The organism is Mycolicibacterium rhodesiae (assembly GCF_002086695.1).
Lineage (GTDB): Bacteria > Actinomycetota > Actinomycetes > Mycobacteriales > Mycobacteriaceae > Mycobacterium > Mycobacterium rhodesiae.
The window spans coordinates 17,895-36,161 of sequence record NZ_MVIH01000027.1; the positions used below are offsets into that span (position 1 = coordinate 17,895).

The window sequence follows — 18,267 nt, forward strand, 5'->3', positions numbered from 1 at the left end:
GTTTGACGGTATTTGGCCGCTGCTGGGCATAGATTGCCGGTCATGGAGTTTGCTACCTCATTGGCGCCCAGCCGCCGACTGGTCTATGGCATTGCCGGTTTGATGATCGCCGCGGCGCCTGCCGTCGCCGTGTTCTCCGGAGCATTCGACGGTGCGATGCCCCGAGTGCTGGCGTGCTCGGAATCCGACACCGAGGACAGCTTCTCAATGAACTGCGCGCCGTCGGTTATCCCCGACACCAGCGACATGCTGACCGAAGCCGAGGTCGCCGAGCCCGGGTGGAACGGCGGGGACCACGGCGGCGGTCCGGCCGGTGGCGCACCCGGAAGCGGTGGCCACCGCTAGGTCGTGAGGCCGCGGTTGCCGTACGTGTCGAAGTGGACGACGTCCTCGACCGGCTTGCGGGTGGTCGGACCGTAGCGCCCGCGCGGCCAGCCGAGCGGAACCACGCAGATCGGGGTCACCGAAAGCGGTAGGCCCAGGATTCTGCGCGCCGAGGTGACGTTCCACAGCGGCATCGTGATCAGCGATGCACCCAGTCCCATCGCCCGCGCGGCGAGCAGCAGGTTCTGCACGCTGGGGTAGATCGAGCCGAAGTACGACGTCTCGCCCACAAACGGGGTAGGGACGTACGGCACGCGGGTGCCGCCACGCAGGCACGGAACCACCAGGACCGGTATCTCGCTGAAGTGCTCGACCTGCCACTCCACTGCCTTCAGGATCTTCAGCATCGACTCGTCGTTGGCGGCTTGCCGCCTGCCGAGGGCGCCATAGATCGACCAGGGCTGCCGGTAGCGCTTGCCGAGTTGATCTTTGACCCGTTGGTCCTTGACGACGATGAACTCCCAGTTCTGACCGTTGGACCCGGTGGGAGCGCGAAGTGCAAGCTCGATGCACTTCACCACGATCGCGTCGTCCACCGGGTCGGGTTTGACCCGCCGGATGGCACGCTGGGTCATCATCGCATCGAGCAGGGGCATGGAGAGGTTGGCCAGCGCCTCGTCAGTACTCGGAATCTCGCTCATGGGAACTACACGCTAGGTGGCCTGCGGCTTGCGTAGGGCTGTGTGCTGTATCACGCTGCAGCGGAGCATGTTTGGTGGCCGCTGCGGGCGCGGTCGGTGCTGGCCGGTTCGCCGGATAGGGTTCTTTGGTGTCCGTTGCCCACATGATCGTGATCGTCCTGGCCGGGATGGGGGCCGGCGCCATCAATTCGCTGGTCGGTTCCGGCACGTTGATCACCTTCCCGACGCTGGTGACGCTCGGGTTTCCGCCGGTGACGGCGACGATGTCGAACGCGATCGGCCTGGTGGCCGGCGGCGTGTCCGGGACCTGGGGCTATCGCAAGGAACTCCGTGGGCAATGGGATCGGCTGCGCTGGCAGATCCCGGCGTCGCTGATCGGCGCGGGGATCGGTGCGTTCCTGCTGCTGCACCTGCCGGAGAAGGTGTTCACGCAAATCGTTCCGGTGCTGCTGGTCGGCGCGCTGGTGCTAGTGGTGATCGGGCCTCGTATTCAGGCCTATGCCCGGGCGCGCGCCGAGGCCGCAGGCCGCTCGGCCGAGCATGTGTCGCCGAAACGGATGACGGCTCTGGTGGTCGGGACTTTCGCGGTCGGCATCTACGGCGGGTACTTCACCGCGGCCCAGGGCATCCTGCTGATCGGGGTGATGGGCGCGCTGCTGCCCGAGGACATGCAGCGCATGAACGCGGCCAAGAACTTGCTGTCGCTGCTGGTGAACATCGTTGCAGCGGTGGCCTACACCGTCGTTGCGTTCGACCGGGTGAGTTGGGAGGCGGCCGGGCTGATCGCCATCGGGTCGCTGGTCGGCGGCTGGCTGGGTGCACACTACGGACGGCGGTTGTCGCCCAACGTGTTGCGGGCCGTCATCGTGGTGGTGGGGCTGATCGGACTGTACCGGTTGTTGACGGTCTGACCGCACGACCAGCCAACAGAGACCCTCTCGCGCGCAATCATGTTGCGCCGTCGAGATCGGTCGGGCTGACAGGATTTGAACCTGCGACCCCTTCACCCCCAGTGAAGTGCGCTACCAAGCTGCGCCACAGCCCGCGTGCCCGCCGAAACTACCGACGGACGCCAGGGAACGATACATCAGTGGCAGCTGAAACTCCGAAACGGTCGACACGTGCCGGACCGGGGGGCGGCAGCCCGATAGTCCGTTCACGGAGCCGGTTGGGAGAGAGATTCGTCCGCCAGTGCGGCACTGAGTCCGCGGGTGGCCGCGGCGAGTTGCTCGCCCATCCGGGTGACGTCGGCGCCGCTCATCGGCTCGGGACTCGGAACCAGGCTCAGGATCAGGGCAATGGTTGAGTCCGCCGCCAGGACCGGCGAGTCGATATGGCTCACCTCGTAGGTTCGGTCCTTGTCCAGGCCGGCCGGAAACCACTGCTCCTGATGGATCAGCTCGTCGGTCAACGCCTGCGCCAGCTCGCTGAGCCGCGTGGAGCGGACCTCGGCACTACGGACGATGAGCGCCAATTCCTGCAAGCGCAGGTCGGGCAACAGATGAAGCCCGACCGCGTAGCCACGCTGTTGGGCGGCGGCGATGGCATCGCGGTATCGCTCGCGCACGTCGTCGGGCAGCGCGGCCAACCACCGCTCCCGCGCGTTCACCCCGGCCCACGCCACCGTCGATGCCCCATACGGCGGGCGGTGCGGGAACTGCGTGCCGATCGGCATCGGATGGCCACCGCCGAGCCGGCTCCGAACTTGGTCGACGACGGTGGAGTGGTCGTCACCCACCGAGAAGGCGACGCAGTGCGCTCCCGTCGCCGCGGACAGTTCGATCATGGCCGAGCGGGCCAGCACCAGAGCCGGATAGTGGCCTGCCGCCTCTCGGCCCAGACGGACCAGCGCGGGGCCCAGGTGATACGTCTTGCGAACCGGGTCGCGCAGCAGCCAGCCGGCCCGCAGAAGTTCCGCCAGCATCGAATGGCAGCTCGCTTTGTGAACGCTCAAATAGCGTGACACCTGGGCCACCGTCAGCCCGTCGCCCCCCTCGCCGGCCAGGTGCTCGAACAGATTCACGACCCGTTCGGTCTGCGGAGATGGGCGCGGCGGCATCGATCGATGGTCGCATAGTGCGACTGCTTGCGGTGATATACGCGACCATGTGACGATGCCCACAATGAAGGACCTACGAGGCGCAGTGGCGGTCGTAACCGGGGGCGCCGGCGGGATCGGACGCGCCATGGGCAGGCGCTTCGGTCAAGAAGGCATGAAGGTGGTGCTGGCCGATGTCCTCGCCGAACCACTCGACGAGGCAACCCGAGCGTTGACGGCCGAGGGCATCGAGGCGATCGGCGTGGTCACCGACGTCACCGATTACTCCTCGGTCGAATCACTGGCCGAACAGGCTCTCGATCGCTTCGGTGCCGTGCACGTGGTGTGCAACAACGCCGGCACCGGCGCGGTGTCCGAGGGCTACATGTGGGAACACGACCTTGCGGACTGGCGCTGGGGCATCGACGTCAACGTGCTCGGCGTCATCCATGGCATCAAAGCGTTCGTGCCGATCCTGCTCGACCAAGGCGAGGGACACGTGGTCAACACGTGTTCGGGGAACGGTGGTTTCGCGCCGATCGCCCGCGGCGCGATGGGCGGCCCCGCCACCGCGGTGTACCCGATGACCAAAGCCGCCGTGCTGTGCCTGACCGAAAGCCTTTACACGCACCTGGAAATGACCGGGACCGGAGTCCGGGCCCATGTGCTCTTCCCCGGCGGCTTCTTGAACACCGGCATCTGGGAATCGTGGCGGCACCGCCCGGACCAGTACGCCCCAACGCAGGAGCGCCGAACCCCCGATCAAACTCTCGCACGGGTCGTGGATCGTTTCGAATCCGCCGGTGTGCACGTCGAATTCACCCCGCTGGAGACGGTTGCCGATCTGGTCGTCGAGGGCATCGGCAAGGACACCTTCTGGATGATGGGGCCGCCTGCGCCGTCGGATGAAGTCGTGAGCAAGAAAGCGGCATCGATCCTGGCGCGTGGTGAACCCGACTACCTGGTGGACGTCCTCGGCAAGCACGCCGGGCGCAGCGCCGACAACGAAGGAGAAAAGTGATGAGCGTCAATACCGTTCGCTACGGTCCTCGCCCACCCCAGGCGCGCGTCGATCACGAGATCGACGCCACCAAGGCGCCCATCGCCACCGAGGCGGTCACCGTCACCTATCTCACCGATCCGGAGATCGTCGCCGCGGTCCTGCCCAAGCCGCTCGAACCGGCAGCCGAACCCCTGGTCCGCGTCCAGTTGCAGCGGGTCCAGATCGAGGGTCGGCCGCCATTCGGGTCGGCGGTGTTCTCGGTGGCGGCCCGCCACGGCGACGTCGACGGCGACTACCCGCTGTTCATGCCGCAATCCACCGAACAATCCGTCACCGGTGGGCGCGAAACCTTCGGTGAGCCGAAGAAGTTGGCCGACATCCGAGTGGACCGCGCCGCCGACGATGTCACCGCCACCGTCGCCCGGCTGGGATATCCGCTCGTCACGGTGAGCGGACGGGTGACCGGCCCCGCGCAGTTGCCGCCCGATCAGGTCAACACTGAGTTCTACTTCAAGTTTTTGCGAGCACCCGATGGGGACGGCATCACCGATCCGCACCTTGTCTACGGCGAGTACCACCGGCACTACGAGTTGCTGGAAAACATCGACGGCACAATCGAGTTGGGGGAGTCTCCGCTGGACCCGGTGGCCGACATCGTTGTCCGCCAGCTCAAGTCGATCACCTGGTGTCGGCGGCGGACCGTTCAGGTCGGCCGGATCGCCGAGCGCGTTCCGGCGGAGTGGCTGTTGCCGTACGTCCACCAGCGCTACGACGATGTCGCTCTGCTCGCTGCGCCGAGGCCCGAGCCGACGCGGGTGTAGCGGATGGACCGGTACACCGTCATCTCTGCCGACTGCCACGCCGGCGCCGACCTGCTCGACTATCGCGAATATCTCGACCCGGACTTTCGCGACGAATTCGACAGTTGGACAAAAACATACGTCAATCCGTTCGCCGATCTCGCCGACGCCGACGCCGAACGCAATTGGGACAGCGACCGCCGCAACGCCGACCTGGACGTCGAGGGTGTCGCCGGCGAGGTGATATACCCCAACACCATTCCGCCGTTCTTTCCTTCGTCAAGCCTGGCCGCCACTCCACCGGAGACCGCCCGTGAGCTCGAGCTGCGCTGGGCCGGCCTGCGTGCACACAATCGTTGGCTGGCCGACTTCTGCTCGTTGTCGCCCGAACGGCGCGCCGGGGTGGGGCAGATCCTGCTGCAGGACCTTGACGAAGCCGTCGCCGAGGTGGCGCAGATCGCGAAACTCGGTCTGCGGGGCGGTGTTCTGCTGCCGGGGATACCTCCCGGGGCGGCCATCCCACAGCTGTACGCCGAGCACTGGGAACCGCTGTGGGCGGCATGCGCCGACGCCGGGCTTGTGGTCAACCACCACGGCGGCAATGCCGGACCCAGTCCTCTCGACGGGTGGGGCAGCTCATTCGCGGTGTGGGTGTACGAGACGCACTGGTTCGCGCACCGCGCGCTGTGGCACCTGATCTTCAGCGGCGTGATGGATCGTCATCCGGACCTCACCGTGGTCTTCACCGAGCAAGGTGCCGGGTGGATCCCGGCCACCCTGGACTCCCTCGATGTCGCCGCGGCTCGCTACGCCCGAGAGGGGTCCGCCATCGCCCGGTTCGCCGGACCCACCGCGGGGTCGCTGAGCCTCAAGCCCAGCGAGTTCTGGGCCCGCCAATGCTATGTCGGGGCCAGTTTCATGCGGCCGGTCGAATGCGCCGAACGTCACGAGATCGGCGTCGACCGAATCATGTGGGGAAGCGACTACCCACACCTGGAGGGAACCGGCTTCTTCACCCGAGAAGCGTTGCGCTACACCTTTTCCGGTGTAGCACCCGAGGAAGTCGCGGCCATGCTCGGCGGTAACGCGGCAGCCGTCTACGGCTTCGACCTGGCGGCACTCCAACCTCTGACCGACCGGATCGGACCCACGGTCGCCGAGGTCGCCGAGCCGCTGACGGAGGTGCCCGCAGGAGCGAGCAGCACCGTCTTCGAGCCCGACCCCATTCGCACCTGGTAATTGAAAGGCACATCGTGACCAACGCCGCCCCGTACCTCATCATCTCCGCGGACACGCACGCCGAGCTTCCGACCGAGCGCTACCGCGAATACGTCGACCCCGAATACCGGGAGGACTTCGAGGCCTACCTCGCCGAGAAGCAAGCCGCGGCGCAGGCCGGTGGGTTCATCGACGAGGAGTTCGCGCAAACCTGGTTCGACGAACACGGGGAGGGCATCGCCGGCGGATGGGATGTCGCCCAACGGGATAAGGAACTCGACGGGGACGGTGTGGCCGGCGAGGTCATCTTCCCCGACGCTGATGCGGTGACGGGCGTGGCGGGAGCTCCGTTCGGGGCCGGCCTGGGCCAGTCCGGCGACCTCGACCCGGGACGGGCGATGGCCGGGGCGCGAGCCCACAACCGGTGGCTGTCCGAGTTGTGCAGCCACAGTCCGGAGCGGCGGGCCGGAGTGGCGGTGATCCCGATCCTGGCCGACGTCGATGCAGCGGTCGCCGAGATCACCCGCGCGGCCGAAGCCGGCCTACGGGGCGGGATCCTGATCCCCGTGCTCTGGGGTGACTACCCGCCGTATCACGATCGTCGCTACGACAAGGTCTGGGCCGCCTGCCAGGACCTGCAGATGCCGGTGCACACCCACGTGGGTCCCGCGCCGAGTGCGGAGTACGGCGAGCACCTGGGCATCTACACCACCGAGGTCAGGTGGTGGGGAGCCCGGCCGTTGTGGTTCGCCCTGTGGGCGGGGGTTTTCGAGCGTTTCCCGGCGCTGCGCTGGGGTGCCACCGAGTGCGGCGCGTTCTGGGCCAACGATCTGCTGTGGCTGATGGACACCCGCTTCCTGCGGGAGCATTCGGCGAAGAAGATGAGCCGGGCGCTCGAGGGGGATCTGACCATGCCGCCCTCGGCGTACTTCGACCGGAACTGCTTCATCGGGGCGACCACGACCGAGCGCCGCGAACTGGCGCGCCGGTACGAGATCGGTGTTCCGAATATGCTGTGGGGCAACGACTATCCGCATCCGGAAGGCACCTGGCCGAACACCCGTAAATGGCTGCGGCACGCGTTCTGGGATATCCCGATCGACGAGACCCGACAGATGCTGGGGCTGGCGGCGGCCGAGATCTACCACTTCGATCAGAAGGCTCTGGCTCCGCTCGTCGAGCGCATCGGCCCGACGCCGGACGACCTCGGGCAGGACGACGCGGTGAGCATCCCGAAGTGGGAGGCGGCGCGGCAGGCCGGGCGGCACTGGCTCACCGACACCGAGCCCCGCGCCGACCTGGTGGAAAACTGATACATGCGTGCGCCACGGTTCACGGGACGGTAAGAGGGTGGGTATGGAACACACTGGGCCGCTGCGCGGTATTCGGGTTCTGGAGTTGTCGCTGGCGCTGACCGGTCCCTACATCGGTGCGCTGTTCGCCGACCAAGGTGCCGACGTGGTGAAGGTGGAACGTCCCGACATCGGCGACATCCTGCGCTGGATCGGCCCGAGTGTGAACGGGTTGAGTGCCGTCTTCCGGGTCTGCAACCGCGGGAAGAAGTCGATAGCGGTGGATGTCCGAACCGACGCGGGACGGGAGATCGCGCTCGAGTTGGCGACGCAGGCCGACGTGGTGATCCAGAACTTCCGTCCCGGCGTGGCCAACCGGCTCGGTCTCGGGTATGCCGACGTGGTCGCAATCAATCCCGAGGTCGTCTACGTCTCGCTGACCGGTTTCGGTGAGGTCGGGCCGTATCGGGACCGCAGCGCCTACGACACGGTGATTCAGGCCTACGGCGGTGTGGCGTCCAGCCAGGCCGCACCCGACGTCGGGGAGCCGATCTTCTTACAGCAGGTGCTGGCCGACAAGGTCACCGCGTTGTATGCCAGCCAAGCCGTCACCGCCGCGCTGTTCGCCCGAGCGACGGGGCGCGGCGGACAACATGTGCACGTCTCGATGGTGGATGCAGTGGTGTCCTTCTTGTGGACCGATGCGGCAGGCAACGAGGTCCTGCTCGACTCGGACAACTCGCAGCCGTCGAGTTTCACATCGGGATTCAAGCCGTTTCGCTTCACCGATGGATGGGGCGTGGTGACCCCGATCTCGGATTCCGACTTCACCGGCATGTGTCGCGCGCTGGACGCGCCCGGCGCTGACGACCCGCGATTGCAGACCGCCGAACTGCGAAACCAGCACCGGCCGTTGATGGCCGAGGTGATGGCAGCGTGTTATGCCGGCGCGGAAAAGCTCTCGGTGCACGAAGCGACGGAGAGATTCGAAGCCGCCGACGTACCGTACGCGATGATCGTGCCGCCCGACGAACTGCCCGACGATCCGCACGCCATCGCGATGGGGCTGTTCGAGGAACGCGACGACCCGGTGGTGGGGCGGGTCCGAATCCCGCGGCATCCCGCCCTCTTCGACGGCACTCCGGCTCGATTGGCCGGTCCGGCACCGAAATTGGGCGAGCACACCGAGGAGATACTCACCCAGATGGGCCGCGTGGGTCAGGGGTCCGGCTTGAGGGAATCGGGGGTCATCGCGTGACGTCGGTCGTCTAGACCGCGACAGCCTCCAGAATGCTGATCGGGCCGACGGTGTCGACCACTCGCTCCAGCCGGAATCCCGCTCTCTCGAGCAACTGACCGTACTCGGCCGCGGTGCGCTCGCGCGCGTTGGCGACCACCAACATCTCGATGTCCACCCACTTGCCGTGGAAATTTCGGTCATGGTCGGGAATGACGAACTCGATCAACAACACTCGTGCGCCCAGGCGAGCGGCAGTGCGGACACTCTGCAGAATGCGGACCGCATCGTCGTCGGGCCAGTCATGGATGACGTGCTTGAGCACGTAGGCGTCGGCGGCCTCGGGAGCTGATTCGAAGAACGATCCCGGATCGATCCTGGTGCGGTTTTCGACCCCGTACTCGCGGAGCAGAGCAGGTGCGCCGGCTACCACCTCGGGTAGATCGAACAACACACCGTGGGCCTGCGGCGCCGATGCGAGGATGGCGGCGAGCAGCCTGCCGTGACCGCCACCGATGTCGGCGATCGTCGCGAAGCGGCTGAAGTCGTAGGCCGCGACGACAGCGGTGACCGAGGATTCCGACAGCCCCGTCATGGCCTGGTTGAAGATCCCACCGAGCGCCGGCTCATCGGCGAGATAGTCAAAGATCGGCTTGCCGCGCAAAGCCGGAACCACGGCGGAGCCTGTCCGTATTGCGTCCGCCACGTGACTCCAGTGCTCGCGGTGTTGTGCTGAGCCAACCCAGCGGGCCATGCCGGCCATCGAGACGGGGGAGTCGGTCCGCAACGTTTCGGCAAGGGCGGTGAGCTCGTAGCGCCCGTCGTTGCGGTGTCGGAACACACCGACACCGATGAGTGCCCGAAGCATCCGGCGCAGCGCGTCCTGGTCGACATTCAGTCGCCGCGCCAGCTCCTCGCCGGTCGCAGGTCCGTTCGCCAACTCGTCGGCAATCCCGAGTTCCGCTGCAGCGGAGATCAATTGGGCAGTCCATGCTCCCATGATCAGTTCCATCATCGACGCCGCCGGAGGCGCTGCGCGCTGGTGCGTTCGGTACAGGACGTGACGGGCCCGTTCGATGACCCGCACGAGTTTCGTCGGTGGTGCTTTGGTGGACGTCACGGGACCATCCCTTCTCGGTGGCTCACGTAGTCGACAAGCGCCCGAACCGTAACTCCGCTTCCCATTTAAAGCAAGTGGAGACTTGCATTAAGATTCGGGTGTGCCGAAACGCATCGACGAAGATGGTCTGTTCCGAACGACGGTCGCGGTATTCGCCGAATCTGGCTACCGGGCCACCACGACACAGGAGATCGCGACGCGGGCGGGGGTCAATGAAGCGACTCTGTTCCGCCGCTACGGAGCCAAGGCGGATCTGATCAACGCGGCCCTGACCCATGTGTTGGCGGATTCATCGTTCGCAACCGTGGTGGCCAGTGACGATGTGACAGCGGATCTCACCGCGCTGGTTCGGTCGTATGTCGAGACCGCGCAGCAGTATGGCGGTGCGGTCACGACCCTTCTTGCCGAGGTGCCCCGCAATCCCGAACTGCGCGAAGCGATTGCGGCGTTGATGCCCAATCTCGTCAACGCCGCCGGCGTGATCGCGGCGCATCAACGCGGCGGGCGACTCGCGGCGGGCGACCCCCTACACGCGTTGGTGGCGTTGATCGGACCCCTGTTGGTGTTCGGCCTCTGGGCGCGCACCGGGGCGACACCGGCGGTTCCCGATATCGACGCGGGCAGGGTGGTGGCTGCTTTCCTGGACGGGCACCGCGCCCGTGGCTAGTCGATGTGGGTGGTCGGCAGGCCGAGCTCGTCCGCCGGCGCGCTGAGGTAGCGCTGCACGCTGGGGCCGATGAGGGTGACCACCTCGTCGGGGGTGAGCGTCGACAGCGGCGGCACCCGCATGACGTACCGCAGCATCGCCGTGCCGACGAGGCTCGTGGCGGCAAGCATCGCCCGGAGCCGCGCATCGTCGGCGCCGCCAAGTGCGTCGGTGACCGCGGTCATCACATAACTGTGCAAGAACTCCCGAAAAGCCTCGTGCGCATCACTGTTCGACGTTGCCGACTGCAACATCGACACCATGCTCGCAGCAGTGTCGGGTTGCTCCCAGATGGTCAGGTAGGCACGGACGATGCGGAACCCCAACCCGTCATCATCGCCGGCCGTCAGTTGGTCGGTGAAGAGTTCGGGGTCGAGAACCAGCTTCATCGACTCTCGGAAGAGTTCCGCCTTCGAACCGAACAGATACAACACCATCGACGGATCCACGTGGGCTTCGTCGGCGATCGCGCGCAGCGTCGTCTTCTCGTAGCCGTGTTGAGCGAACTGGTTTTTGGCCGCGCGCATGACCACGTCCCGAGATACCGGTTCGCCGTGGCGTCTGCCGCGTCGCTTGTCCATCGCTGCACGTGAAGGCATGTCTGACGATATCATTTCAATATCCATTGAATTATTCCGGGCGATGGTCTACGCTCTGCTCATGATTTCATCCGTCGTTGAAAAAAATCCGGAAGCTCTGCCGGGGCACGCGGCGGAGCGGGTACGAAGAGGCTCGGCGGCCGCGCGCGCGATGGGCATCGTCGTCGGCCTGTCCGTCGTCGTGGTGCTGTTGGCCATCGCATTCGCGCTACCGGCGGCCCGCAGCAAGCCACACGACTTACCAATCGGCGTGGCCGGTCCGCACGCCGGCCAGATCGCCGCCCTGCTGCAGCAGAACACTCCTGGATCGTTTCGCGTCACCACCTACTCCGACGAGGCGGCGTTGCGGGCCGCCATTCGTGGCCGCGACGAGTACGGCGGCGTGACCCTCGGTCCTGCCGGCCCTGTCCTACTTACCGCCACCGGCGCCAGTCCTGCTGTGGCCCAGTCGCTTTCCCAGCTCGGCAATCGGGTGTCGGCAGCGATCGCAGTCCCACTGCGGACCGAGGACCTTGCGCCTCCGACCGCCCAGGACCCGCGTGGAGCGGGGCTCATCGCCTCCGGTTTGCCCATCACGCTCGCGGGCCTACTACCGGCGATCCTGCTGGTGTTGCTGCTGCCGACCCAGATCTGGCTGAGAACCCTTGCACTGCTGATATTTTCAGCGACCGCAGCGGTGGCGATCACCGCGGTCCTCTGGTGGGTCGTTGGTTCAGTGGATGGGAACGCCGGCGGTGTCGCCGCCGCTCTGATGCTGGGTTTGGCCGGTGCGGGTCTGGCCGTGCTGGGGTTGGGTACGTTGTTCGGACGCATCGGGCTGGGGCTTGGTTCAGCGTTGGCGCTGTTGCTGGGAAATCCGCTGTCAGGCCTGGCCAGTGCGCCGGAACTGCTGCCCCGGGGTTGGGGCGAGCTCGGCCAGTATCTTCCTCAGGGAGCGACGGCGACGCTGCTGCGTTCGACGGCATTCTTCAACGGGGCAGGAGGCGGCGCCGCGGTAGTGGTGTTGATCGCGTGGGCAGCCGCAGGCGCGGTTCTCATCGGGATCGCGTTTCTCCGGTCGGGGGCACACCACAGCTCGAGCGCCCGGCCCTTCGGCGGCCCTCTTGTCTGGTTGGGTGCCGGCGCGATCACCGTCGGCATCGGCGCCGCTCTCGCGCAGGGGTCTGCGTCAGCGAGCGCCGACACCGGGCACAGCGGTAGGAGCGAGGCCGGCGCCGGTGCGAACACCGGACCAGCCTCACCCACCCGCCACGGCGATGCCGTCAAAGCCAACGCGCCGAAGGCAATTCCGCCAGCGGCCGGCGCCAATCGCAGGACTCCCGCCGGCTCGGCCGAGAGGAACCCAAGACCTCATGACGTACTGGGCTGGGTCCGGCGTGAGTTGCGCTACACCCTGTTCAACAAACCCCCGGTGATCGCGGCTGTTCAACATTCGCAAGATCCGGTCACCGGTGTCGTCACGGGTGATCTCCACGGCACCAACGCATCTCGGAGCGGATTGACCTACGACGTCACCCAGCCTGACAACGCGGTGGTCCAGGTCCATCCCGACGGTACCTTCACCGTCACTCCCGACGCGACCACCGCCCACCTTGGCGGGTCGGTGAGCTTCACCGTCACCGCCGACAACGGGAGCACATACCGGCTACCCGGCCTCCTGGGCCGTATCCAATCGGTAATCCACTATTACGCACAACGATTCGGCATCAGTGGCCGCGACACGGCCACCGCAGAGGTGACCGTCGACGTCGCGTCCATCAACAAGGCGCCGACCATCAGTGGATATTCGGACGACACGTCCTCGATCGACGGCACCGTCGCCGGCCACATCGAGGCTGAGGATCCCAACCAGGACAGCCTGCACTTCAGCGGACCGGCGACGAGCGCACTCGGGGGAGCCGTCACCGTCAACACCGACGGTTCGTTCAGCTACGCGCCGACATTTCAGATACGCCACGCCGCAGCCGCTGACAATGCACCCGATACGGCAACCACCGACAGTTTCACGGTTACTGTCAGCGATGGCTATGGCGGTTCGACCACCCACACGATCACGGTGCCGGTGAGTGCCGTCAACGGAAACCCCAGCGGCGGTGCCATCACCGAGCTGGGCGTTGACGAGGTCATCGGTTCCGTCACCGGATCCGTCATCGGAGTCACCGACCCGGATTCGGACCCGTTGAGTTACAGCGTGAATCCGACCACTGCCGGAGGCGGCGTCGTCGATGTGTACGGAGACGGTTCATTCACCTACAACCCGACGGCCGAGCAACGGCACCTCGCCGCGGCGTTGGGCGCCCCGTTCGCCGTGACCCACGACAGCTTCACCATTTCGGTCTCCGACGGTCACGGCGGCAGCACCGCGATCACGGTTGTGGTCCCGGTGCCGCCCGAGGCGGACGAACCCCCGACCGGGGTCGCGGCTGGCTGACGGCGGCGAATGTCGAGAACGGACACAGGTGTCGAATAAAGGACTAGAGTTCGCTCGCCGGTCGAGAGTCTCGGCGACGGAAGGGCGGCTCGATGACGACGAGGTACCTACCGAGCGCTGCCGGGGTGATGACTGCGCTCATGGCCATCGGCTCGGCAGCAGCGAGTCCCACCGCATCGGCCTTGCCCGCGTGCACACCCGGTGCGATCGGTCTGAGTACCAGCGCTCCCGCGTCACCCGGGGATGCGACGCAGATCCACTTCGACGTGATCTTCACGAACATCTCGGCGCAATCGTGTGACGTGCAGGGTTATCCCGGCGTGCATCTCATTGGACCCGACGATCCGATGTGGGGTCCGGACTATCAGTTGCCGCAGCAGGCCGACGTTGCTGCGCCGGTCACGCTCCCACCGGGAGCCTCCGCCGGCAGCCGTCTGACGTTCCTCCCGGACCCGAACGGCTGGGTGCCGGATACCATCGCGGTGACTCTGCCGAATGCGCCTGGTCGGATGGACGTTCCCTGGATTGCCGGGCGGGTCCCGGTTGCCCGACAGGACGCCGCGAGTCACCCCGGGACGTACATCGGACCGCTGCAACCGATGACCGCCTGATGGATAAGCGGGAGCTGGCGGCCGAGCTCAGCCATCCGGGCGCATGGAAACAGTCGACGGCGTCACCGAGGAGCATCTCAGTCGGCGCAGGCCGATTGCCCACGTTCCTCTCGGACCTGATAAGCGACAGCAGGAGAGAAGGTGACCGCGTCAGCCAGTGTGCCGTCTCGTACGCCGCGCCCGGCGAGTCGCGTACGAAACCGCACGCTCGACGATTAGGCCGTGATGCTTTGGGCGTAGCTGAACACATTGTCGGGGTCGTAGGCAGCTTTGATCTGACGTAGCCGCTCGACGTTGGTGCCCCAGTAGGCGCGTTCCCAGTCCGGCATGCCGGCGTTGGGCACGTTGACGTAGGCGCCGTTGACGTAGGGGGCCAACGCGTCGGTCAGCTCCGCGACCCACGCGAGAACCGCCTCGGTCTCATCGTCCGAAGCCGGCGGGCCGCCGCGAACACCCCAACCTGCGCCCGGTTCGGCGTAGTACAACGCGCCGCGGTGCGCGAACGCCGACCCGCCCGGGGGCTCACTGTCGGCCAGCACGCCACCGAACGCGTTGGTGAAGTAATTGCACCCCGCGGGTGCCTTCGCCATGAATTCGGCAATGATGCGCACCGCGTCGGAAGGCAACGGCTCCGTGATGAACTGCGAGGAGAACTTCCAGTTCGCCGGTTCGTCGGTGATCGGGATCTGGAACCCCGCGTAGATCTCCGGCCACGTCGCGTCCTGCACGACGACCTCAGGTCTGCCGATCGACAGCATCGGTGAAAGTAGTTGCAGGGCTTCGGCTTCCGTCCCACCGGCAAGCAAGGCATGTAGCCCGACCTTGCCACCCTCGATCTCCAGCTGACTGGTCAGCCGAGGGTCCACGTACGGCGCGGACTGCTGCCAGGCCTGGAACACCGTCTCCAGATCATCGAATCCCGGCCACGTGGCGACGACGAAGATCGTCTGCCGCAGAGGATGAATCCGATACGTCAACGACGTGACGATGCCGAAGTTTCCGTTGCCCGCACCCCGTAGCGCCCACAACAGGTCGGGGTTGTTCTGTTCATCGGCGACGATCACCTCGGCGCCGCCGTCGGTTGAGGCGACCACGATCTCCACCGCCAGCAGGTTGTCCGACGCCATCCCATAGTTGCGCGTCAGCAGGCCGAAGCCGCCCCCGAGTGTCGCACCGACCAACCCGACGCTGCCTTCTGTTCCGGTAGGCGCCGCGAACCCCGCTTCACCGAGTCCGGCGACCGCCTCCAGCTGGTTGAGTCCCGCGCCGACGGTGGCGGTCCGGGCGTGCGCATCGATCGCCACCGACTTCAACCCGCTGACATCGATCACCACGCCGCCGTCGACGCCCGACCAGCCTTCCAGCGCGTGGCCGCCGCTGCGTACCCGGACCGCGAGTCCCTCCTGGCGTGCAAAGGTCAGTGCGTTGACGACATCGTCTGTGCTGCAGGCGAATACAACAGCCGCGGGACGGTGGGTGAAGAAGTGGTTCCAGCCTCGGCTGGCGTCCGGGTAGTCGGCGTCACCGGGGTGGACCACCCGGCCGGTGAGGACAGCAGTCATGATCACTCCACCTCCGCGAACATGTTGGGATCGCCGGGCTCTTCCTCGAGCACCGAGCGGTTGAACTTCCACATGTAGAGGAAGTACAGCCCGCCGGCGGCGGACAGCCCGAAGGCCAGCACGATGGGCGCCCATCCCGGGGACGTCGTGATCACCACGAAGAGCGAAATGATCACCCAGACAAGGGCTCCGATCGCGACAGGCCACTCCCAACGACCGAGGTCGAATCCGCCCGGCCTGCGATCGAGCTTGTGGCGTGTTGCCAGATACAAGATGATCGTGAACAGGTAGGGCAGGATCGTGACGATCGCGCCGGCCATGATCAGTTGCAGCAGTGCGTCTCCCGGCATGACCGCCATCAGGATCACGCCGACAGCAAGGACCAAGAATGTGGCGGGAATCGGTGTGCGGGTGCGGGGGTTCACCCGGCCCATCACCTTGTGACCGGGAAAGCGCCCGTCACGCGACATCGCGTAGACGTAGCGGGCTCCCGACACCATGCTGACCAGGGCGGCCCCGAAGAACGCCAGGGCGATCGCAGCCAGCAGTGGCCGCTCGAAGCCCGGCCCGAAGCGCTGGTTCATGATCTCGGCGACCGGCGATTCGGTGTTGGAGACCTTGGCCATGTCGGTGATCGACACGGTCAGGATGATCACGAACACCATGCCGAGTACCGAGGCCGCGACCACGGATCCGATGATCGCCCGCGGAACGGTGCGCGTCGGATTCTTGGCCTCCTCAGCCATATTCGATGCCGTTTCAAAACCCACCAGGGTCGACAACCCCATGATCGATGCCGCCATCAATCCGCCGCCGACGACCCAGAAGTTGGGGTTGCCTTCGGTGATACCGCGCGAGAATAGGTTCGCAGGTGCGGCGTTGCCGCTCGCCATGATCGCGATGGTCAGGGCGATACCGATGACGAGCAGGATGGCCAGTTCGACGCCGACGGACAACGAGTTCACCCAACCGACGATGCGCGTCGCGGCGACGGCCAGGACGAACTGAATGACCAGCAGCGCCACGGTCATCACTCGCGCAGTGGTTTCGTTGGGCTCCATGCCGAACAGCGGCATCAGGCACTGGCTGGCCAGGGCGTTGTCGATCGTCACCGGACTGGCGACCGCACTCAGGACGGCCAGCCAGCCGAAGGCCCACCCGAGCTTCGGGCTGGCCAGGCGCGACGCCCACGCGTACGACGACCCGCTGAGCGGGATGCGCGCGGCGAATTGCGCGTACACCAGCGCCACCAGGATCTGTCCGATCGCGACGAGGGGGAACAGCCAGATACCGACCGGCCCCGAGTCGCGCAGCACATCGTCATAGGTGGCGAAGATTCCCACCGCGACGGACAGGGAGGCGAATGAAATGGCAAATACCTGAAAGCCATTCAGCGTTCGCTTGAGTTCCGGCTCATAGCCGCAGTCTTCGCAGAAATCGTCGGCGGCCTCGTCGCCGGTGAAAACTTGTGTCACGTGCGTCACCTTGCTGTTCGGTGTAGAGGGGACTCTAAGTCGTGGAAAACATTTACTTGCCGATATGCGCCGTACTCGAGTGAGCGGCACCCGGGAGGTGACCGGCGCCCGGGCCGCTGTCGTCGCCGTGAATCGGGATCGGGTGATCGCGGGGAACGACTTCCTGGTCGCCGCGGTCGTAGGACTGGAATTGGTGGGTGCCGATCGCCGGTACCGCGGAATCGGCCTGTGCCATGCCGGCGCCGATGCCCAGAGCGGCAGCGGCGATGCCGCCGAAGAGTGCGCCGAAGGCGGCTGACTTTGTGATGCCGGTGATCGTGTTCATGCTGTTCAACGTATGGCGCTTCGGCACACCCACTCTTCGGCTGAACTATGTGTTCTCCACCGCGGCGTATGGGTCAAATGATGTAGGCCGTCCATGACGCGACATGAACCGGAAACGGCGATAGCGTGACAGTTCGGCGAGGTGCTCGGCGATTCGACACTCTCGGCCGGCCGACGCACGATATGAATCAACGGTGAGCAACCACCACGTGAACCTGACCCCGCAAGAAGACTCGCTGATCGGTGAGAGTCATCCGGAAGCGCTGGCCCGCATGGACGCCAAGCAGCTCAAAGAATTGCAGGGCCGGCTCCGCCAGGCGCGGGAGAAGAATTTCAGCCTGTTGCGGCGCGAGGGCGCAGCGCGAGTGGAGGCCGAGGGCGGCCGCGGCGCGGCCCAGCCGGCCAACGAGAAACGCTCGGAGAAGGTAGAGGTGTTCGACGAAGCACTGGCTCGGGTGACCGAGCGCCTGGACGCCGTGGGCGAGTAACGGCTACCGGGCGGGGTCGCCCGGGCTGCCGCCCCGGCCACCGATGCCTCCGTTACCGCCGGAACTTCCGTTGGGCGGACTGCCCGCCCTGGCGCCTCCACCGGCTCGCGTTCCGCCTACGCCCAGCGCACCGTTGGCGCCGGAGCCACCGGCACCGCCTGGCCCGGAGTTACTGTTCCCGCCCCTACCGCCGAACCCGCCCGAGCCGCCGACAATTCCGCCGGCCCCACCGACGCCTCCGCTGCCGCCTTGGCCGCCGGTGCCGGTGGTCGCGCTGCCGCCCTGACCCCCTACACCGCCTGGGCCGCCCGAGATTCCGCCGGCGCCGCCGACTCCGC

Annotated in this window: 18 protein-coding genes, 1 tRNA gene and 1 pseudogene; 11 read left to right on the forward strand and 9 right to left on the reverse strand. The window is 66.3% G+C overall.

Annotated features, from left to right (window positions below):
• The first annotated feature begins 42 nt into the window (after positions 1–42).
• Entirely contained in the window at positions 43–345 is a 303-nt protein-coding gene (locus tag BST42_RS27575) for a hypothetical protein (RefSeq protein ID WP_083122894.1), read from the forward strand.
• On the opposite strand, the gene BST42_RS27580 is transcribed toward BST42_RS27575, so the two are convergent.
• Positions 342–1,025, reverse strand: coding sequence for a nitroreductase family protein (locus BST42_RS27580; RefSeq protein ID WP_083122895.1), 684 nt, complete (start codon positions 1,023–1,025; stop codon positions 342–344). The genes BST42_RS27575 and BST42_RS27580 overlap by 4 nt on opposite strands.
• Before the next feature lie 143 nt (positions 1,026–1,168).
• Between BST42_RS27580 and BST42_RS27585 the strand changes: the two genes are divergently transcribed.
• Positions 1,169–1,936: a sulfite exporter TauE/SafE family protein gene (locus tag BST42_RS27585; RefSeq protein WP_276009058.1), complete on the forward strand. Its 768-nt coding sequence runs from the start codon at positions 1,169–1,171 to the stop codon at positions 1,934–1,936.
• Positions 1,937–1,996: 60 nt separating this feature from the next.
• Here the strand turns inward: BST42_RS27585 and BST42_RS27590 are convergent.
• A tRNA-Pro gene (locus BST42_RS27590) sits at positions 1,997–2,070 on the reverse strand.
• A 111-nt stretch (positions 2,071–2,181) separates the two neighbouring features.
• Positions 2,182–3,084 carry a helix-turn-helix domain-containing protein gene (locus tag BST42_RS27595; protein ID WP_083122897.1) on the reverse strand — a complete coding sequence of 301 codons (903 nt, stop codon included), beginning with the start codon at positions 3,082–3,084 and terminating at the stop codon, positions 2,182–2,184.
• Positions 3,085–3,133: 49 nt separating this feature from the next.
• On the opposite strand from BST42_RS27595, the gene BST42_RS27600 reads away from it, so the two are divergent.
• Genes BST42_RS27600 through BST42_RS27620 form a run of 5 tightly spaced genes read left to right on the forward strand, consistent with a single transcriptional unit; the run spans position 3,134 to position 8,634 of the window.
• On the forward strand, positions 3,134–4,084 hold the full coding sequence (locus tag BST42_RS27600) for an SDR family NAD(P)-dependent oxidoreductase (protein ID WP_165760942.1): 951 nt from the start codon (positions 3,134–3,136) through the stop codon (positions 4,082–4,084).
• Positions 4,084–4,887: an acetoacetate decarboxylase family protein gene (locus BST42_RS27605; protein ID WP_083122899.1), complete on the forward strand. Its 804-nt coding sequence runs from the start codon at positions 4,084–4,086 to the stop codon at positions 4,885–4,887. Before BST42_RS27600 ends, BST42_RS27605 begins: the two co-directional genes overlap by 1 nt.
• Before the next feature lie 3 nt (positions 4,888–4,890).
• Positions 4,891–6,105 carry an amidohydrolase family protein gene (locus BST42_RS27610; RefSeq protein WP_083122900.1) on the forward strand — a complete coding sequence of 405 codons (1,215 nt, stop codon included), beginning with the start codon at positions 4,891–4,893 and terminating at the stop codon, positions 6,103–6,105.
• Positions 6,106–6,119: 14 nt separating this feature from the next.
• The gene (locus tag BST42_RS27615; protein WP_083122901.1) at positions 6,120–7,397 is read left to right on the forward strand and encodes an amidohydrolase family protein; all 1,278 of its coding nucleotides are present in this window, start codon (positions 6,120–6,122) and stop codon (positions 7,395–7,397) included.
• A 43-nt stretch (positions 7,398–7,440) separates the two neighbouring features.
• Complete coding sequence (locus BST42_RS27620) at positions 7,441–8,634, forward strand: CaiB/BaiF CoA transferase family protein (protein ID WP_083122902.1); 1,194 nt, start codon at positions 7,441–7,443, stop codon at positions 8,632–8,634.
• A gap of 10 nt (positions 8,635–8,644) precedes the next feature.
• Here BST42_RS27620 and BST42_RS27625 read toward each other — a convergent pair whose 3' ends face one another.
• Positions 8,645–9,733, reverse strand: coding sequence for a methyltransferase (locus BST42_RS27625; RefSeq protein ID WP_083122903.1), 1,089 nt, complete (start codon positions 9,731–9,733; stop codon positions 8,645–8,647).
• Between the two features lie 100 nt (positions 9,734–9,833).
• On the opposite strand from BST42_RS27625, the gene BST42_RS27630 reads away from it, so the two are divergent.
• Complete coding sequence (locus tag BST42_RS27630) at positions 9,834–10,400, forward strand: TetR/AcrR family transcriptional regulator (protein WP_083122904.1); 567 nt, start codon at positions 9,834–9,836, stop codon at positions 10,398–10,400.
• On the opposite strand, the gene BST42_RS27635 is transcribed toward BST42_RS27630, so the two are convergent.
• On the reverse strand, positions 10,397–11,038 hold the full coding sequence (locus BST42_RS27635; protein WP_083122905.1) for a TetR/AcrR family transcriptional regulator: 642 nt from the start codon (positions 11,036–11,038) through the stop codon (positions 10,397–10,399). The genes BST42_RS27630 and BST42_RS27635 overlap by 4 nt on opposite strands.
• Before the next feature lie 61 nt (positions 11,039–11,099).
• On the opposite strand from BST42_RS27635, the gene BST42_RS30500 reads away from it, so the two are divergent.
• Together BST42_RS30500 and BST42_RS27645 are read left to right on the forward strand one after the other, a co-directional pair.
• A complete protein-coding gene (locus BST42_RS30500; protein WP_165760943.1) occupies positions 11,100–13,469 on the forward strand; it encodes a cadherin-like domain-containing protein in 2,370 nt (789 codons plus the stop codon).
• 92 nt (positions 13,470–13,561) lie between these two features.
• Positions 13,562–14,080, forward strand: a complete 519-nt coding sequence (locus BST42_RS27645) for a DUF4232 domain-containing protein (RefSeq protein WP_083122906.1) — start codon at positions 13,562–13,564, stop codon at positions 14,078–14,080.
• Between the two features lie 215 nt (positions 14,081–14,295).
• On the opposite strand, the gene BST42_RS27650 is transcribed toward BST42_RS27645, so the two are convergent.
• From BST42_RS27650 to BST42_RS27660, 3 genes are read right to left on the reverse strand one after another with little or no spacing between them, the layout of a single operon-like run.
• Positions 14,296–15,642 (reverse strand): FAD-binding oxidoreductase, encoded by a 1,347-nt coding sequence (locus BST42_RS27650; RefSeq protein ID WP_083122907.1) that lies wholly within the window; start codon positions 15,640–15,642, stop codon positions 14,296–14,298.
• A 2-nt stretch (positions 15,643–15,644) separates the two neighbouring features.
• Positions 15,645–17,117 (reverse strand): APC family permease, encoded by a 1,473-nt coding sequence (locus tag BST42_RS27655; RefSeq protein ID WP_083122908.1) that lies wholly within the window; start codon positions 17,115–17,117, stop codon positions 15,645–15,647.
• A gap of 52 nt (positions 17,118–17,169) precedes the next feature.
• A complete protein-coding gene (locus tag BST42_RS27660) occupies positions 17,170–17,442 on the reverse strand; it encodes a hypothetical protein (RefSeq protein ID WP_083122909.1) in 273 nt (90 codons plus the stop codon).
• Positions 17,443–17,635: 193 nt separating this feature from the next.
• Between BST42_RS27660 and BST42_RS27665 the strand changes: the two genes are divergently transcribed.
• Complete coding sequence (locus BST42_RS27665; RefSeq protein ID WP_083122910.1) at positions 17,636–17,929, forward strand: hypothetical protein; 294 nt, start codon at positions 17,636–17,638, stop codon at positions 17,927–17,929.
• 3 nt (positions 17,930–17,932) lie between these two features.
• On the opposite strand, the pseudogene BST42_RS30375 reads toward BST42_RS27665, so the two are convergent.
• Positions 17,933–18,267: pseudogene (locus BST42_RS30375) on the reverse strand (hypothetical protein); the annotation flags it as partial.

Coding starts and splice junctions, on each gene's coding strand:
- BST42_RS27575 (WP_083122894.1), top strand. CDS start 43: ATGGAGTTTGCTACCTCATTGGCGCCCAGCCGCCGACTGGTCTATGGC.
- BST42_RS27580 (WP_083122895.1), bottom strand. CDS start 1,025: ATGAGCGAGATTCCGAGTACTGACGAGGCGCTGGCCAACCTCTCCATG.
- BST42_RS27585 (WP_276009058.1), top strand. CDS start 1,169: ATGATCGTGATCGTCCTGGCCGGGATGGGGGCCGGCGCCATCAATTCG.
- BST42_RS27595 (WP_083122897.1), bottom strand. CDS start 3,084: ATGCCGCCGCGCCCATCTCCGCAGACCGAACGGGTCGTGAATCTGTTC.
- BST42_RS27605 (WP_083122899.1), top strand. CDS start 4,084: ATGAGCGTCAATACCGTTCGCTACGGTCCTCGCCCACCCCAGGCGCGC.
- BST42_RS27610 (WP_083122900.1), top strand. CDS start 4,891: ATGGACCGGTACACCGTCATCTCTGCCGACTGCCACGCCGGCGCCGAC.
- BST42_RS27620 (WP_083122902.1), top strand. CDS start 7,441: ATGGAACACACTGGGCCGCTGCGCGGTATTCGGGTTCTGGAGTTGTCG.
- BST42_RS27635 (WP_083122905.1), bottom strand. CDS start 11,038: ATGCCTTCACGTGCAGCGATGGACAAGCGACGCGGCAGACGCCACGGC.
- BST42_RS30500 (WP_165760943.1), top strand. CDS start 11,100: ATGATTTCATCCGTCGTTGAAAAAAATCCGGAAGCTCTGCCGGGGCAC.
- BST42_RS27645 (WP_083122906.1), top strand. CDS start 13,562: ATGACGACGAGGTACCTACCGAGCGCTGCCGGGGTGATGACTGCGCTC.
- BST42_RS27650 (WP_083122907.1), bottom strand. CDS start 15,642: ATGACTGCTGTCCTCACCGGCCGGGTGGTCCACCCCGGTGACGCCGAC.
- BST42_RS27660 (WP_083122909.1), bottom strand. CDS start 17,442: ATGAACACGATCACCGGCATCACAAAGTCAGCCGCCTTCGGCGCACTC.